General features: G+C 68.5%; 9 protein-coding genes, 1 tRNA gene and 2 pseudogenes. 7 read left to right on the forward strand and 5 right to left on the reverse strand.

The genetic code is table 11. The features are described from left to right. Window positions 1–72 precede the first annotated feature (72 nt). On the forward strand, window positions 73–858 hold the full coding sequence (locus QA861_RS05705; protein ID WP_334587115.1) for a GntR family transcriptional regulator: 786 nt from the start codon (window positions 73–75) through the stop codon (window positions 856–858). Window positions 859–1,116: 258 nt separating this feature from the next. Here the strand turns inward: QA861_RS05705 and QA861_RS05710 are convergent, their stop codons facing one another. Together QA861_RS05710 and QA861_RS05715 are read right to left on the reverse strand one after the other, a co-directional pair. Continuing rightward, window positions 1,117–1,662: a GNAT family N-acetyltransferase gene (locus tag QA861_RS05710; RefSeq protein WP_334587116.1), complete on the reverse strand. Its 546-nt coding sequence runs from the start codon at window positions 1,660–1,662 to the stop codon at window positions 1,117–1,119. 283 nt (window positions 1,663–1,945) lie between these two features. Further along, window positions 1,946–3,433, reverse strand: coding sequence for a family 43 glycosylhydrolase (locus tag QA861_RS05715; protein WP_334587117.1), 1,488 nt, complete (start codon window positions 3,431–3,433; stop codon window positions 1,946–1,948). 288 nt (window positions 3,434–3,721) lie between these two features. Here QA861_RS05715 and QA861_RS05720 point away from each other — a divergent pair, with 288 nt between their 5' ends. Next, window positions 3,722–8,941 (forward strand): family 43 glycosylhydrolase, encoded by a 5,220-nt coding sequence (locus tag QA861_RS05720; protein ID WP_334587118.1) that lies wholly within the window; start codon window positions 3,722–3,724, stop codon window positions 8,939–8,941. Window positions 8,942–9,199: 258 nt separating this feature from the next. Here the strand turns inward: QA861_RS05720 and QA861_RS05725 are convergent, their stop codons facing one another. Both QA861_RS05725 and QA861_RS05730 read right to left on the reverse strand, forming a co-directional pair. Further along, on the reverse strand, window positions 9,200–9,682 hold the full coding sequence (locus QA861_RS05725; protein ID WP_334587119.1) for a winged helix-turn-helix domain-containing protein: 483 nt from the start codon (window positions 9,680–9,682) through the stop codon (window positions 9,200–9,202). A 1,398-nt stretch (window positions 9,683–11,080) separates the two neighbouring features. Beyond that, window positions 11,081–11,154 (reverse strand) — tRNA-Pro (locus QA861_RS05730). A 101-nt stretch (window positions 11,155–11,255) separates the two neighbouring features. On the opposite strand from QA861_RS05730, the gene QA861_RS05735 reads away from it, so the two are divergent. The 3 genes and pseudogenes from QA861_RS05735 to QA861_RS05745 all read left to right on the forward strand — a co-directional run. Next, a complete protein-coding gene (locus tag QA861_RS05735; RefSeq protein WP_334587121.1) occupies window positions 11,256–11,789 on the forward strand; it encodes a DUF309 domain-containing protein in 534 nt (177 codons plus the stop codon). A 48-nt stretch (window positions 11,790–11,837) separates the two neighbouring features. Beyond that, window positions 11,838–12,105, forward strand: a pseudogene (locus QA861_RS05740) (SAM-dependent methyltransferase); the annotation flags it as partial. After that, a pseudogene (locus QA861_RS05745) lies at window positions 12,096–12,801 on the forward strand (MFS transporter); the annotation flags it as partial. The pseudogenes QA861_RS05740 and QA861_RS05745, both read left to right, overlap by 10 nt. 16 nt (window positions 12,802–12,817) lie before the next feature. On the opposite strand, the gene QA861_RS05750 reads toward QA861_RS05745, so the two are convergent. Then, the gene (locus tag QA861_RS05750; RefSeq protein ID WP_334587122.1) at window positions 12,818–13,618 is read right to left on the reverse strand and encodes a sulfite exporter TauE/SafE family protein; all 801 of its coding nucleotides are present in this window, start codon (window positions 13,616–13,618) and stop codon (window positions 12,818–12,820) included. Window positions 13,619–13,785: 167 nt separating this feature from the next. On the opposite strand from QA861_RS05750, the gene QA861_RS05755 reads away from it, so the two are divergent. Both QA861_RS05755 and QA861_RS05760 read left to right on the forward strand, forming a co-directional pair. Further along, window positions 13,786–14,661, forward strand: coding sequence for an alpha/beta hydrolase (locus QA861_RS05755; RefSeq protein WP_334587123.1), 876 nt, complete (start codon window positions 13,786–13,788; stop codon window positions 14,659–14,661). Window positions 14,662–14,774: 113 nt separating this feature from the next. Further along, on the forward strand, window positions 14,775–15,017 hold the full coding sequence (locus QA861_RS05760; protein ID WP_334587124.1) for a WhiB family transcriptional regulator: 243 nt from the start codon (window positions 14,775–14,777) through the stop codon (window positions 15,015–15,017). The last annotated feature ends 9 nt before the right edge of the window (window positions 15,018–15,026 follow it).

Genomic DNA, 15,026 nt, shown 5'->3' on the forward strand with positions numbered 1-15,026 from the left:
GGGCGACAGCCTCAACCTCGTCATCCCCAGCCATTCCTGACGCTTCGTCATCTACTGAAGGGAGGTGTCCCCGTGGTGGCACCCGGTGATCGTGCCCGTGCGGTGTCCGGCTCCCCGCTCGACACCCTGGACTTCACGCTGGACCGCTCCAGCCCGGTCCCGCTCTACTACCAGCTGGCTCAGCAGCTGGAGGCGGCGATCGAGCACGGAGTCCTGGCGCCGGGCAATCTCCTGGGCAACGAGATCGACCTCTCGGTCCGCCTGGGACTGTCCAGGCCCACGGTCCGCCAGGCGATCCAGTCCCTGGTGGACAAGGGCCTGCTGGTACGCCGGCGAGGCGTCGGCACGCAGGTGGTGCACAGCCAGGTCAAGCGCCCGCTCGAACTGAGCAGTCTCTACGACGACCTGGAGGCCGCCGGACAGGGGCCCACCACCCAGGTCCTGCGCGACGAACGGCAGCCGGCGTCCGCCGAGGTCGCCGCCGCCCTCGGGGTGAAGGAGGGCAGCGAGGTCGTCGTGCTGGAGCGGCTGCGCTGCACGCACGGCGAGCCGGTGGCGTTCCTCTGCAACTATCTGCCCTCGGGACTGCTCGAACTCGACGCCGCCCGGCTGGAGTCGACGGGCCTGTACCGGATGATGCGGAGCGCGGGCATCACCCTGCACAGCGCCCGCCAGACGGTCGGCGCCCGCTCGGCCACCGAGGCGGAGGCCAAACGTCTGGAGGAGCCGGAGGGCGCGGCCCTGCTCACCATGCAGCGCACGGCGTACGACGACACCGGACGGGCCGTGGAGTTCGGCACGCACATCTACCGCGCGTCACGTTACGCCTTCGACTTCCAGTTGCTGATGCGCTCCTGAGTACGGCTGTGGGGAGCATGGGCGGCCCGGGTACTTCACGGTCTCCGGTACGCCCGCCGCACGCATCCGGCGCGGTACCTCGCGCCGGATCGCCCCGTCGTCGACGCAGAGGGGGCAGTTGACGTCCCGGTCGAACACCAACACGTCTCCGGCGGCGTCCCGGAGGACCCGCCGGGGGCGTGGGGCGAGTCCGCGGGTACGAGGAGCCCAACGTCTGGATGCGGCACGTCTGACCCGGCCTCCGGACCACCCGGCCGGTCAGAGCCAGGCGCCGGCCCGGATCGCGTAGACCACGTTCCGGCGCAGCGGTCCCTCCGGGACGGTCAGGTCGTCGAAGTCCTTGTCCGGGTCGTGGGTCATGCCGAGGCGGCGCATCACCGCCTGCGAACGGAGGTTGGTGGCCGTCGTGATCGCCAGGACCTCTTCGAGGCCGAGGCCCTTCTCGTCGAAAGCGTGAGCGATCACCGCGCGGGCGGCCTCAGTCGCGTATCCGTGCCCCCACGCGCGCCGGGCGAGCCGCCACCCCGCCTCGACGCCGCCGAACGCCATGTCGTCCTCCACCGGGTCCAGCCCGGCGAAGCCGATGAACTCCCCGGTGCCGGTGACCTCCACCGCCCACCAGCCCCAGCCCCGTTCGTCGAGGCCGGCCTGGAAGTGGGCGGCGGAGGCTGCGCTCTGTTCACGGGTGAGGACGCCCCCGAGGTGCTCGCGGACCTCCGGGTCGGCGTTCATGGCCGCCCAGGGGGCGAGATCGGAGTCGCTCCAGGAACGGAGGACGAGGCGTTTGGTTCGCAGATCCGGCATGGCGCCCATCCTGACGTGATCACGCACCCGCGTCGAACGGAAATCAGCCCCCGCCTCGTCCTCCCCCGCCTTCGGTCAGGGCCGCGGCGGTCAGATTCCCGCCCATCGTCCGGAAGCCCCGCAGCCGCCTGTTCCGGGCGTCGACGCCCGCGACCACGACGGCCCGTCGCCCTCGCGGATGAGGATCCGGCCCGGTGTGCCGTCGTAGCAGCCCGGTTCATCACATGGTGGTGGCCCGGCCGGAGGTCCGGCCGGGCCACCACCATCCTTCAATGCCGGCGGCTCACGTGGTGGGTTTGATCTGCCACTGCTGGCAGTTGTTGCCCAGCCAGGACCACTGGCGTACGTCGGCGCCGTTCACGGTGGAGCAGTCGGCGACGTCGGCGACCTTGCCGGTGGACTCGTTCACGATGCGGACGTAGTCACCGGTGGCCGTGTGAACGAGCCTGAACTTCTGGCAGTTGTTGTTCAGCCAGGACCACTGGCGCAGATCGGCGCCGTCGGCCGTGGAGCACTCCGCCGTGTCCATCACCTTGCCGGTGGCGACGTTGACCAGTCGGCTGGTGTCGTTGGCCTGGTCCTCGATGCGCCACTTCTGGTTGTTGCCGCCGTTGCAGGTCCACTGGAAGATGTTGGTGCCGTCGGCGGTGTTCCCGCCCTCCACATCAAGGCACTTGCCGCTGTTGCGGTTGACCAGCGTGTACGCGGTCGGTGTCGTCGCGGTCTCGCCGGACGGGCCGGGCAGTGTGGTGCCGAGCGCGACCGGGGTGCCGAAGTTCGGTGTGCCGTCCGCGTTCCAGGTGAACTTCTGGGCGCGGGTGGTACGGCCGTTGCCGCAGCCGCCCGAGGCCGAGTTGTTGGCGTGGTAGACGATCCAGTTCTCGGTGCCGTCGGGTGAGGTGAAGAAGCCGTTGTGACCCGGCCCGTAGACCCCGGCGGCGTCGTCGCGCTGGAAGACGGGGGTCTGCTTCTTCGTCCAGGAAGACGCCAACAACGGGTCGGTGCCCGTGAGTTCGAGTTGACCGAGCTTGTAGTCGGCGGTCTGGCAGTAGCTCGCGGAGAAGGTGAGGAAGGTCCGTCCGTCGTGGTAGAGCGGCTCGGGGCCCTCGTTGACGGGCGCCCCGGAGGTCTCCCAGGCCAGCGTCGGCTGTGAGATGAGGCTGAAGGTGGAACCGCTGACCGTGTAGGGGTTGCTCATCGGCGCGATGACCAGGCTCTGCTTGCTGCCGCCGATGGCGCCGCTGCCGACCAGATAGAGCTTGTTGCCGTACGTCAGCACGGTGGCGTCGATGAGCCAGCCGCCGGGGTCGAGGTTGGACCCGGTGAGCTGGTTCTTGAAGGTGTACGGACCCATCGGATCGGTGCCGGCGCTCTCCACGACGTACGTCCGCTGCTGGTCGCAGCAGGCGGCCCCGCTCGGCGCGCCGGAGTAGTAGAGGTACCAGTGGCCGTCGAAGAAGTGCAGTTCGGGCGCCCAGAAGTTGTTGTTGCGGGTCGAGGTGGTGTCACTCCAGACCTGCACACTGGGAGCCGTCGCGAGCCCGGCCAGAGTCGGCGACTTGCGCATGGTCAGGACGCCGGTGAAGGACGTGGTGACCAGGTAGTAGTTGCCGTTGTAGTACTCGATCCAGGGGTCGGCGCCCTTCTGCGACTTGACGGGGTTCGTGTACGGACGCCCCTGGGCCGCGGCGGCGGGCTGGAGGCCGACGACAGGTACGAGCAGCGCCAGCAGCGCCGCCAGGAGGGTCAGCCAGTGACGGGTACGGAACACGAATGGTCCCCTTCATCATGGTCACAGCGTTCGAGATTCCGAACGGCGTACGTAACTTCGACCAGAACTTAGATATGGGAGGTGCGCACGTCAACGGTTGTGACAGGTTCCGTTCCGTTTGGCAGGTATCGCGCAAAAAAACAAAACGTCCGACCTGTCGAACGTCGTTCGAAAACTCTTGACGCCCCCGGCCGCACCGATTGACACTCTCGCAACGCGCGGACACACAGACGAAATCTGGTGTCTCCCGTTACCTCCCCCTGTGTCCGATCAGAGGAAACCGAAACGATGCAACTCGCGAGATCACGCGGCCGCAGCAGACCCTGGTCGGAGAGGCTCGCCGGACTGACCGCCGCATCGCTTCTGCTGGGCCTCACGGGGCCGCTGGCCCTGTCCGTGCCCGCTCACGCCGCCGCGTCGGACATCACCGACGGGCTGGCCCTCTGGTACAAGCTCGACGCCGCCTCCGGCACCACCGTCGCCGACTCCTCGGGCAATGGCCGTACCGGCACGGTGAACGGGACCGCAGGCTGGTCCAACTCCGGTGACGGGCTCTCCTTCAACGGTTCCGACACCTACATCAAGGTGCCGGACAACATCATGAGCGGGATGAACTCGATCTCCGTCTCGATGGACGTGAAGGTCGACTCCACCCAGCCCAACCCGTACTTCATCTATGGCTTCGGCAACACCAGCGGCACCGCCGGCAACGGCTACCTGTTCACCACGGGCAACTCGTACCGGACCTCCATCGCCAGCGGCAACTGGTCGACCGAGCAGACGACGCGGACCGCGGGCACGAACCTGCAGCGCGCGGTCTGGAAGCAGATCACCTACACCCAGACCGGCAACACGGGCGTGCTCTACGAGGACGGGGTGGAGGTCGGCCGCAACACGGCGATCACCCTCACCCCCGGTTCCATCGGCTCGGGTACGACCACCGCCAACTACATAGGCAAGTCGGTCTACCCCGGCGACAACCTGTTCAAGGGCAACATCCGCGACTTCCGGATCTACAACCGGGCGCTGGCCGGCACGGAGGTCGAGGAACTCTCCCTCCCCATCGCCGCGCAGGGCGTCGCCGCCGACAAGTCGGCCCTGACACTGGGCGACACGAGTGCGGTGACCGCCGACCTGACACTGCCGAGCGCGGGCCCGGCGGGAGGCTCCGCCATCACCTGGGCGACCGACAACGTCTCCGTCGTCTCGTCCTCCGGCGCGGTCACCCGCCCGGCCGCCGGTCAGCCGGACGGCCACGCCACGCTCACGGCGACCCTGAAGAAGGGCCCGGCGAGCGACACCAGGACCTTCGACATCACGGTTCCGGCCACCTTCGACGACACGACGGCCACCCAGCAGGCCTCGGACGCGCTGACCGTCCCGGACATCGACGACGTACGCGGCAACATCACGCTTCCCACCACCGGCGCCTACGGCACGGCGGTTGCCTGGTCCTCGGCGAACCCGGACGTCATCGCCACCGACGGTGTGGTGCACCGCCCCGCGCACGGCGCCGGCGGCACCACGGTCGACCTGACCGCGACGATCACCAAGGGCACCGCCACCGCGACCCGCACACTGACCGCCAAGGTGCCCGAACTCCCCGCGAAGGCAGCCCTCAAGGGCTATATGTTCAGCTACTTCACCGGCGAGGGCACCTCGGACGGCGAACAGCTCTACTCGGCCCTCAGCAAGGGCAACGACCCGCTGAAGTGGCGGGAGTTGAACGACGGCAAGCCCGTCCTGACCTCCACGCTCGGCGAGAAGGGCCTGCGCGACCCGTTCATCATCCGCTCCCCCGAGGGCGACAAGTTCTACCAGATCGCCACCGACCTGAGGATCTACGGCAACGGTGACTGGGACGCCTCCCAGCGCACCGGCAGCAAGTCCATCATGGTGTGGGAGTCCACGGACCTGGTCCACTGGACCGACCAGCGCCTGGTGAAGATCTCCCCCGACTCGGCCGGCAACACCTGGGCGCCGGAGGCGTTCTACGACGCCAAGCTCGGCTCGTACGTCGTCTTCTGGGCCTCGAAGCTGTACGACAACGCGGACCACTCCGGTGACACGTACAACCGCATGATGTACGCGACCACCCGGGACTTCCGCACCTTCAGCGAGCCCAAGGTGTGGATCGACCGCGGTTACTCGGTCATCGACTCCACGATGATCAAGAACAACGACACCTACTACCGCTTCTCCAAGGACGAGCGGAACAACACCTCCTCGACGCCCAACAGCAAGTTCATCTTCGAGGAGAAGAGCGACTCGATCCTCAACCCGTCCTACGACGCCGTCGCGGAGGGCATCGGCAAGGGCGCGATGAGCGCCGCCGAAGGACCGCTGGTCTTCAAGTCCAACACCGAGGAGAAGTGGTACCTGTTCGCCGACGAGTTCGGCGGCCGCGGCTACATCCCGTTCGAGTCGACGGACCTCGCCTCCGGCGTCTGGACCCCGTCCACGAACTACGACCTCCCCTCAAAGCCCCGCCACGGCACGGTACTTCCGGTCACACAGGCGGAGTACGACCGTCTGCTGAGCACCTACCAGCCGGACCAGATCATCACCAGCGCCGAGAACGTCAAGGTCGAGACGCGCATCGGTGAGGCTCCCGTCCTCCCCGCCACCGTCATCGCCGAGACCGGGGACGGCGTGAAGCGGCCCGTCGCGGTCACCTGGGCGAGCGTGGCCCCGTCGCAGTACGCGCAGGCCGGCACCTTCACGGTGACGGGCGACCTCGCGGGCGACTCGGCCATCGCGGTCAGCGCCGAGATCACGGTCTCCGCCGAGGGCCCCGACGTCCCGGCCGACCTGCTCCTGCACTACGACTTCGACGAAACCGGCGGCAGCATCGCCCGTGACTCCAGCGGCCACGGCTACCACGGCACCTACGTCCGTACGCCCGACTTCGGTACCGGCGTCCACGGCGGCTCGTTCAAGATGTCCGGCGGCAACAGCAGCTCCAGCTCGCCGTACGTGAAGATCCCCAACGGGGTTCTGAAGGACACGAACAGCGTCACCGTCTCCACGTACGTCAAGTGGAAGGGCGGCGACAACTTCCAGTGGCTCTTCGGTCTCGGCCCGGACAGCAACAAGTACCTGTTCGCCTCGCCCTCCAACGGCAGCGGCAAACTGTTCTCCGCGATCACCAAGGCCACCTGGTCCGGTGAGAAGCAGATGATCGGCGGCTCCCCGCTCACCGCGGGCGAGTGGCAGCACGTCACCGTCACCCTGGACGGCGCGACCGAGACGGCGATCCTCTATGTGAACGGCGCCGAGACGGCCCGCGTGAACGGTGTCACCATCAAGCCGTCCGAGCTGTACGACGCGTCGAAGGACTACTCCGGCTACATCGGCAAGTCCCTGTACTCCCCGGACCCGTACTTCGGCGGCGAGGTCGACGACTTCCGGATCTACAACCGGGCGCTGACGCCGGCCGAGGTCCTGGAGCTCGGCGGCAACACCACCGGCATCGCCGCGGTGACCCACCCGGCGCTCAAGGTCGACGCGATCATCAACGACAAGGACAGCAAGGTCGTCCTGCCGCTCAACCCGGGCAGTGATGTCACGGCCCTGGCGCCGCAGTTCACCCTGGCCCACGGCGCGAGCATCAGCCCCGCCTCCGGCACCCTGCGCGACTTCAGCAAGCCGCTCACGTACGAGGTCACCGGCTCGGACGGCAAGAAGCGCACCTGGACCGTGTCGGCGGTGGAGATGAAGAGCCCGGTACTGCCGGGCCTGAACGCCGACCCGAACATCGTCAGGTTCGGCGACACCTTCTACATGTACCCGACCACCGACGGCTTCGAGGGCTGGAGCGGTACGCAGTTCAAGGCGTACTCCTCCACCGACCTGGTCCACTGGAAGGACCACGGCGTCATCCTGGACCTCGGTCCGGACGTCAGCTGGGCCGACAGCCGCGCCTGGGCGCCGACCATGGAGGAGAGGAACGGCAAGTACTACTTCTACTTCTGCGCCGACGCGAACATCGGCGTGGCGGTCTCGGACTCCCCGACCGGCCCGTTCAAGGACGCCCTGGGCAAGCCGCTGCTGAAGGCCGGTGATCACCCGGGCCAGATGATCGACCCGGCGGTCTTCACCGACGACGACGGCCAGTCGTACCTGTACTGGGGCAACGGCCGCGCCTACGTGGTCCCGCTCAACAACGACATGGTCTCCTTCGACGCGTCGAAGGTCACCGACATCACCCCGAGCGGCTACAACGAGGGCTCGTTCGTCATCAAGCGGGGCGTCACCTACTACTTCATGTGGTCGGAGAACGACACCCGGGACGAGAACTACCAGGTGGCCTACGCGACCGGTTCCTCGCCGACAGGCCCCTGGACCAAGCGCGGGGTGATCCTCCAGAAGGACCTCTCCCTGGGCATCAAGGGCACCGGCCACCACTCGGTGGTCCACGTCCCGAACACCGACGACTGGTACATCGCATACCACCGCTTCGCCATCCCCGGCGGTGACGGCATGCACCGCGAAACGACCATCGACAAGCTGGAGTTCGACGCCGACGGTCTCATCAAGAAGGTCGTCCCGACCCTGTCGAGCATCGACCCGGTGACGATCGTCCACGCCGGTGCGGACACAACGGGCCCGGAAGGCGGCGCGATCCCGCTCACGGGCAGCATCTCCGGGGCAGGAACGCCGAGTTGGAGCGTGAGCGCGGCGACCCCGTGCACGTTCTCCAGCCGGACCACGATCCCGACCACCATCACCTGCCGGGACAACGGCACGTACGAGGTCACGCTGACGGGCGGTCGCAGCAAGGACACCCTGACGGTGACGGTCTCGAACGCGTCTCCGTCGATCACCTCGGTCCAGGGCCCGAAGACCCCGGTCCCGGCGGGCAAGCAGACCCCGGCCCGTATCTCGGCGAAGTTCACCGACCCGGGCAGCGCCGACACCCACACGTGCAGGATCGACTGGAAGGACGGCACCACCCCGACGGCCGGCAAGGTCACGGGCGGCACCTGTGAGGCGAGCCACGCCTACCTGAAGGCGGGGATCCTCCGCCCGACGGTCACGGTGACGGACGACGACGGAGCCTCGGCCACCAGCCAGCTGCCCGAGCTGATCGTGTACGACCCCAAGGCCGGCTCCGTGACGGGCAACGGCGTGATCGCGTCCCGGCCGGGCGCCTACCCGGCCGACCCGAAGCTGACCGCCAAGGCGGCCTTCTCCTTCGGCGCCTCCTACGGGAAGGGCGGCACGGTTCCGAAGGGCACGGCCTCCTTCGACCTGAAGGCACCCGGGAAGTCCAAGGCGGGCGTGCAACTGCGTGCCACGTCCTCGGACTGGCTGGTGATCACCGGCTCCACGGCGGTCTACCAGGGCTCCGGCAAGGTCAACGGCAAGGACGGCTACGCCTTCCGCATCACGGCGACCGACAAGCCGGACACGTTCCGCATCCAGATCTGGAAGAAGTCTTCGGGCGTCGTCGTGTACGACAACCGCACGGGGACCGCGACCAAGGGCATCACCGTCCGCCGATAGGCCGGAGGCACAGCTCGCGCCAGAGATCTGAACCTGAGGGCGCGCACACCGAGTTGGGCTCATCGCCCACTCGCTGTGCGCGCCTTCGGCGTTTTCATCATGGGTCGCGTCCCCTCCCACAGCCGCGGTGCGTTCGCCGACCCAGGGCACCCGCAAGGTGCTGGAGGCCGTCGGGCTGGAGGCCGCGATCGTGACGAGCTTGGGCGGGCGGGCTCCGCGGAGTCTGTGCCACGTGAGGTTGTCAACACCTCAGTGGGGTTACGCACGAGTCATGCATGATGAGTTCCGTACGGCGAATCTTCTGGGTGCCGCATCTCTGGCTCTCAGTGACGTGGTGGCGGCGGGGGTGACCACCAGCCCCTGTTTTTCCAGGCTCTCGACCATGCGGGCCGCCGCGGACTGGCTCAGTCCGACCTGCCGCCCCAACTCGGTGGACGCAAAGAGGCCGACTGGAGAACACGGGTCCGCCTCCAGCTCACCGATCTGGGTACGCGGGCGGCACACAGCCTCCTCGCATCCCGGGGCGACGCACCACGACAGTCCCTGCACCATCTCGACGACTGCGAGCGTGAGCAGTTCGGCCAGCTGCTGAGCAAGCTCCTGACGGTCCTGTACCGGCAGCCCGGTGACGCCGAACGCATCTGCCGACTGTGCGACCGGGGTGCCTGCTTTCGGGACGGTGCGATCTGCCCGGTGGGCAAGGCGGACCGGGACCGCCGTGTGAGCGGCGAGCGTGACCATGGGTGAACTGCTCGCTCCGCTGTCCGCTCTGTGCTTCGGCATCACGCACTTCGTCAACGGCTTGGTCTCGCGCGGACACAACGGACTGACCGTGGCGCTCCACGCCCAACTGGGCGGCACCGCGCTGGGGTTGCTCCTGGCCCTGTTACCGGGCGGCGTGGGAGTGGCCTACCTGTACCGGTCGATGTCGCAGGGCGCGATGAGCGTGGTCGTCCCCGTTTTCTGTGACCGCCGGAAACCGGCTGACCGCAGGGCAAGACACGTGGAGAGCCGGATGCGTGGAGACACGCACGTCCGGTTCGGGTCGGCGGCTCGGGGAAAAGGAACGACGGCAACGTCGTCACCGCGCCCCGAGCCGACCGCACAGGGACACACCCCGGCCGCCGCTCCGTACACCAACAAGCCCCCTCCACGCCTCAGCAAGCCGCGTCCGGACTCCAAACCCCGTGCGACACGGCGGATTTACTTGAAACTTCACATTGACATGGGAGCGGTAATCCCACAGGCTGATGATCCATCACATCCCCCACTACTCGAAGGAATCAGTGCAGCCATGCAACGACTCATCACCAAGGCCCTGACCACGGCCGTGGCCACCGCCGCCCTGATCGTCACAGCCGCCGGCATCGCCTCCGCCGCGGAAGGCTGGGGCGGCTGGTAGAGACCACGGACTCCGCCGGCGGCACGGTCGGCTCCTCCGGCCGCCCCCGCCGACGCGACGGCGAGAGGCGGCCGGTGCACGGCCGCCCCCTCGCCACAGGGCTCAGTGGTTGCGCGGGAAGGCGGTACGGGCAGATCGCCGTGGCAACACTCGCACCATTGTCTGTGACCGCCATCGCGAGCGGGGCCAGCGGAACAAGGTGGTTGAGGAGCAACCCAAGACCGAGAACGGCAAGCGCGTTTTGCCGCTGCCCAAGCCGGTACACGCTGCGCTCCTGACGTTTCGAGCCCGGCAGGAGCAGGAGAAGGCTGCGGCCGGCGAGCGTACGAGGACTCAGACTATGTCGTCGTCGATGAACTGGGCCGACCGTTCAAGACAGACAAGCTTCGCCGGAGAGCTCAGAAGCTGATGGAGGCAGCAGGCGTCCGCAGGGTCCGTCTCTACGATGCCCGGCACGCCTGGCTGTCCTGGATGGGCCAACCACGGCGTGCCCGACACGGTCGTTTCCGCGTGGGCCGGGCCGGACACAGCGATCTAACATTCACCAAGCGCGTGTACGTGCATCCCGACCCGCAAAGCCTCAAGGCAGGGTCTGACAAGCTGGGCGATCTACTTGGACAGGGAAGATCATCTCGGTTTGTGAGAAATCGTGAGACGAGAGCCTAAGAAATGGTCAAGGGCCTCGTCTCACCGAAGTGATCCAAGGCCCTGACCTGCGATGACAGTCCATCGAACTGTCGGGACGACAGGATTTGAACCTGCGACCCCTTGACCCCCAGTCAAGTGCGCTACCAAGCTGCGCCACGTCCCGGTGCGACGATCCACGGTTGCCCCGTGTGATCACGCGAACAGAACCTTACCCCACGTGAGCGGCTGCCCCGATGGCGGCAGGGGGCGCGCGACAATCGGTGTATGAGCAGTGCGTCAAAGGATCGGGAAGCAGCGGGCGGACGGGACCGGGACGAGGAGGGGCGGGCGCGCAACGCGCGGCCACGGGACGGACTCGGGCGTCCGCTGCCGTACGGCGAGCACGGGGTCGCCCGGCAGCCCGAGGGCGTCGTACGCCGTCCCGAGGACAGTGTCGCGGAGGCGCAGGCGTTGCTGGACGCGGGGAAACCGTTCCACGCGCACGAGGTGTTCGAGGACGCCTGGAAGTCTGGGCCGGAGGAGGAGCGCGGCCTGTGGCGTGGGCTCGCGCAGCTGGCCGTGGGACTCACGCACGCCGCGCGCGGGAACGTCACCGGAGGCGTCCGGCTGTTGCGGCGCGGGGCCGGCGCGGTCGAGGAGTGGGCGGCCGCGGGTGCGCGCCCGCAGCCGTACGAGATGGACCTCGCGGGTGTGGTCGCCTGGGCACGGGAGCTGGCCGCCGAGCTCGAACAGGAGGCCCCGGCCGTCGATGCGGGAGCCCGGGCACCGCGGTTGTCGAGCCGTGCCGTCGGCGGCTGAGCCGGTCCGACGGCCGCGTTGTCAGTGGGGTGGGGCAGACTCGGGAGCGTGCGAAGGATTCAGGTCATCGGTATCGGCGCGGGCGACCCCGACCAGCTCACCCTGCAGGCGGTCAGGGCGCTGCGGAGCACCGACGTGTTCTTCGTCCTCGACAAGGGCGAGGCCGGCTCCGACCTCATGGGGCTGCGCCGGCACCTGCTCGACACACATGTGCCTGAGGGGACGTACCGCCTGGTCGAGGTGCGCGATCCGGACCCGGGACCGGACGGCCGGGTGCGTCTCGTACTCCCTCGCGGTCGGGGACTGGCGCCGTGCAGGGTGCACCACCTCCCCGCCCGGGCGGCCGAGCCGATCATCGGCGCCTACGCGGACACCATCCAGCCGTCTTCCTGTGGACCGTGGCGGTCGCGCTCATCGGTTTCGTCGTCGCCCTGTTCCTGAAGCAGGTCCAGCTGCGCGACAGTGCGCGGATGGCTTCGACGGACATGGGCGAAGGCTTCGCGACGCCGGTCGCCGCGGACTCGCGCCGCCTGGTGGAGGCCTCCGTCGGAAAAATCATCGGCAGTACGGATCTGGACGCCGCGCGCCGGATCGTCACCGGCTCGGACACCCGGCTCGACATCGCGGGCGCCTGGGCCGTGATGCAGGTCGAGCTGTTCACCCGCATGGTCGGCCATGCCGGTCTCGGCCTGATCGCCGCCCGCCGTCATATGCCGCCCGAGGTACTCCTGCCGGTCTTCGACCGCATGGTCGAGGAGGGCTACCTGACGCGCACCGGCTCCCTCTTCTCCCACACCGAGGCGGGCACCCGCGAGGCCGCGGTGATCGGCGGTGCTTGGGCTCCTGGCTGGCCGAACGAGTGGAACACGACGTCGGCCGTCCCTCGGGCGACGACCTGCGCGCCGCGGTGGACGCGATCGCCAAACGCCTCCTGGTGGAGGACCTCAGCAGCAGTCTGCCGAGCCGGCCGCCAGCACTCGCGGGCTCCGGTGGCGGTACGTCCGTGGCGTAACCCGGAGGGTCGCTGGTCAGCGCAGCAGCAACTGGGCTCCGCCCACCACCGTGGCCGCGATCACCAACTGCTCGAACAGCCGCTGGTTGATTCGGTTCACAGCCCATTTGCCAAGAAACGCGCCGGGGACGACGAACAGTACGAGGGCCGCGTCGAGCAGGAGCGAGTGGCCGTCGATCAGACCGAGGCCGGCGCTGAAGGGGACCTTCGAGACGTTCACGATGAGGAAGAAGAACGCCGACGTACCCAGGAAGCCGAGCTTCCGGAAACCGGCCGACAGGAGGTACATCGACATGACCGGGCCGCCCGCGTTGGCGACCATCGTCGTGAAGCCGCCGAGGACACCGTACGAGCGTGCCTTGAGACGCCCGGCGGGCGTGCTCACCGCCTCCGGTTCGTCCACCTCCCGTTCCTCCTCCCGCTTCGCCTCAGCTTCCGCCCGCCGTCGGCGCCACACCGTCACTCCGGCCATCAGCAGCAGGATCGCCCCGATCGAGGTCCGTACGACCTCGTCGTCCGCCCACACCAGGAACACCGTGCCGACGACCACCCCCACCGCGACCGCCGGGAACAGCCGCCACAAGGTGGGCCAGTGGGCGTGTCTGCGGTAGGTCAGGACGGCCAGTACATCCCCCGCGATCAGGATCGGCAGCAGCACACCTGTGGACTCGCGGGCGGGCAGAACGGCCGCGAAGATCGCCAGACTGACCGTGTTGGCCCCGCTGACGGCGGTCTTGGAGAAGCCGACCAGCACCGCCGCGGCGGCGAGGGCGGCGAATTCCCAGTGCGTTATGTGCCAGAGCGTCATCGTGTTCATGCGGACACCGATGCTAAGCCCACCCAACTGCCGCCGTCAGGACCGTCTCGCCAGGTGACCCCTGCCCCGGTCCGACGCGTCACCGTGGACCGGCCTCCCGAGTCCTGGGAAGATCCACGCACACCACGCACACCACGCACGCCTTCAACGACGCACCCGGAGAAGCCATGGCCGAGTCCCGCGATTGGGTCCTCACCGGCAGCGGAGGCACGATCGCCGTACGCGAGTGGCCCCGACCCGCCCCCGGCGACTCCGAACGTCCGCCCGACCCGCCCCGCTATCTCGCCCTCCTCTCGCACGGGTACGGGGAACACATCGGCCGCTACGAGGGACTCGCCGACGTCCTCGTGGCTCATGGCGCGACCGTCCTGGGCCCCGATCACCAGGGACACGGCCGGTCGGGGGGCGAGCGGGCGGTGATCACGGACTTCGAGGACGTCGTCACCGACCTGCACTCTGTCGCCGAACTCGCCCGGTCCGCCCACCCGGAGGTGCCCGTCGTCCTCATCGGCCACTCCACCGGCGGCCTGATCGCGGCCCGCTTCGCACAGCGGTACGGCGCCGAACTCGCCGCGCTCGTCCTGTCCGCGCCCGTACTCGGCAACTGGGACCTTCCGGAACGGCTGCTCGAACTCGACGAGATCCTCGACCGGCCCATCAACCCGGCCGCGCTGTCCCGCGATCCCGCGGTCGGGGCGGCGTACGCGGCGGACCCGCTGGTCTGGCACGGTCCGATGAGGCGGCCGACGCTGGAGGCATTCGTACGGACACTGGAGACCGTGGCCAAGGACGGTGACATCGGGCCGCTGCCGCTGCTGTGGCTGCACGGCGACGACGACCGGCTCGTCCCGCTCGCCGGGAGCCGCGTCGGTATCGAGGAACTGCGCGGCACCGACTGGACCGAACGGATCTTTCCGGGCGCCCGGCATGACATCTTCCTGGAGACGGACAGGACTGAGGCCTTCGCCGAACTGACCGCCTTCGTGGACCGGGCGCTCGCGCGCTCGCACCCCGGCCCCACTGATCCTCCCTTCTCCACCTGATCACCCTCCGCTCCGCCTGATCACCTTCTCTTCTCCCGCCATTCGCTCTCCGTCGCCTCCGATGGCCGGTTCCGTCACGTTTCCGCCCCTCCGACCTGGGCACCCGCGTTTCCATGGAGTGGTTGCGGCGAGCGGCCTGTGCGGGAGAGGACCCGGAACTGTTCTTCCCCATAGGTACGAAGGGGCCGGCGGTGCGCGACACCGCTGCCGCGAAACGTGTGTGCGCCCACTGCCCGGTGACCCCGCAGTGCCTGGACTGGGCCCTGCGCAGCGGTCAGACCTTGGGCGTGTGGGGCGGCACCTGCGAGGAGGAACGCGCCGAACTGCTCCGAACCGCGAGAGAACGGGTCCGGTAGCGAGAACCC

The sequence above is a fragment of the Streptomyces sp. B21-083 genome (genome assembly GCF_036898825.1).
GTDB lineage: Bacteria > Actinomycetota > Actinomycetes > Streptomycetales > Streptomycetaceae > Streptomyces.

Excerpts from the sequence above, each read along its gene's own strand:
- QA861_RS05720 (WP_334587118.1), top strand. The coding sequence starts at position 3,722 with ATGCAACTCGCGAGATCACGCGGCCGCAGCAGACCCTGGTCGGAGAGG.
- QA861_RS05760 (WP_334587124.1), top strand. The coding sequence starts at position 14,775 with ATGGAGTGGTTGCGGCGAGCGGCCTGTGCGGGAGAGGACCCGGAACTG.
- QA861_RS05710 (WP_334587116.1), bottom strand. The coding sequence starts at position 1,662 with ATGCCGGATCTGCGAACCAAACGCCTCGTCCTCCGTTCCTGGAGCGAC.
- QA861_RS05750 (WP_334587122.1), bottom strand. The coding sequence starts at position 13,618 with ATGAACACGATGACGCTCTGGCACATAACGCACTGGGAATTCGCCGCC.
- QA861_RS05735 (WP_334587121.1), top strand. The coding sequence starts at position 11,256 with ATGAGCAGTGCGTCAAAGGATCGGGAAGCAGCGGGCGGACGGGACCGG.
- QA861_RS05725 (WP_334587119.1), bottom strand. The coding sequence starts at position 9,682 with ATGGTCACGCTCGCCGCTCACACGGCGGTCCCGGTCCGCCTTGCCCAC.
- QA861_RS05755 (WP_334587123.1), top strand. The coding sequence starts at position 13,786 with ATGGCCGAGTCCCGCGATTGGGTCCTCACCGGCAGCGGAGGCACGATC.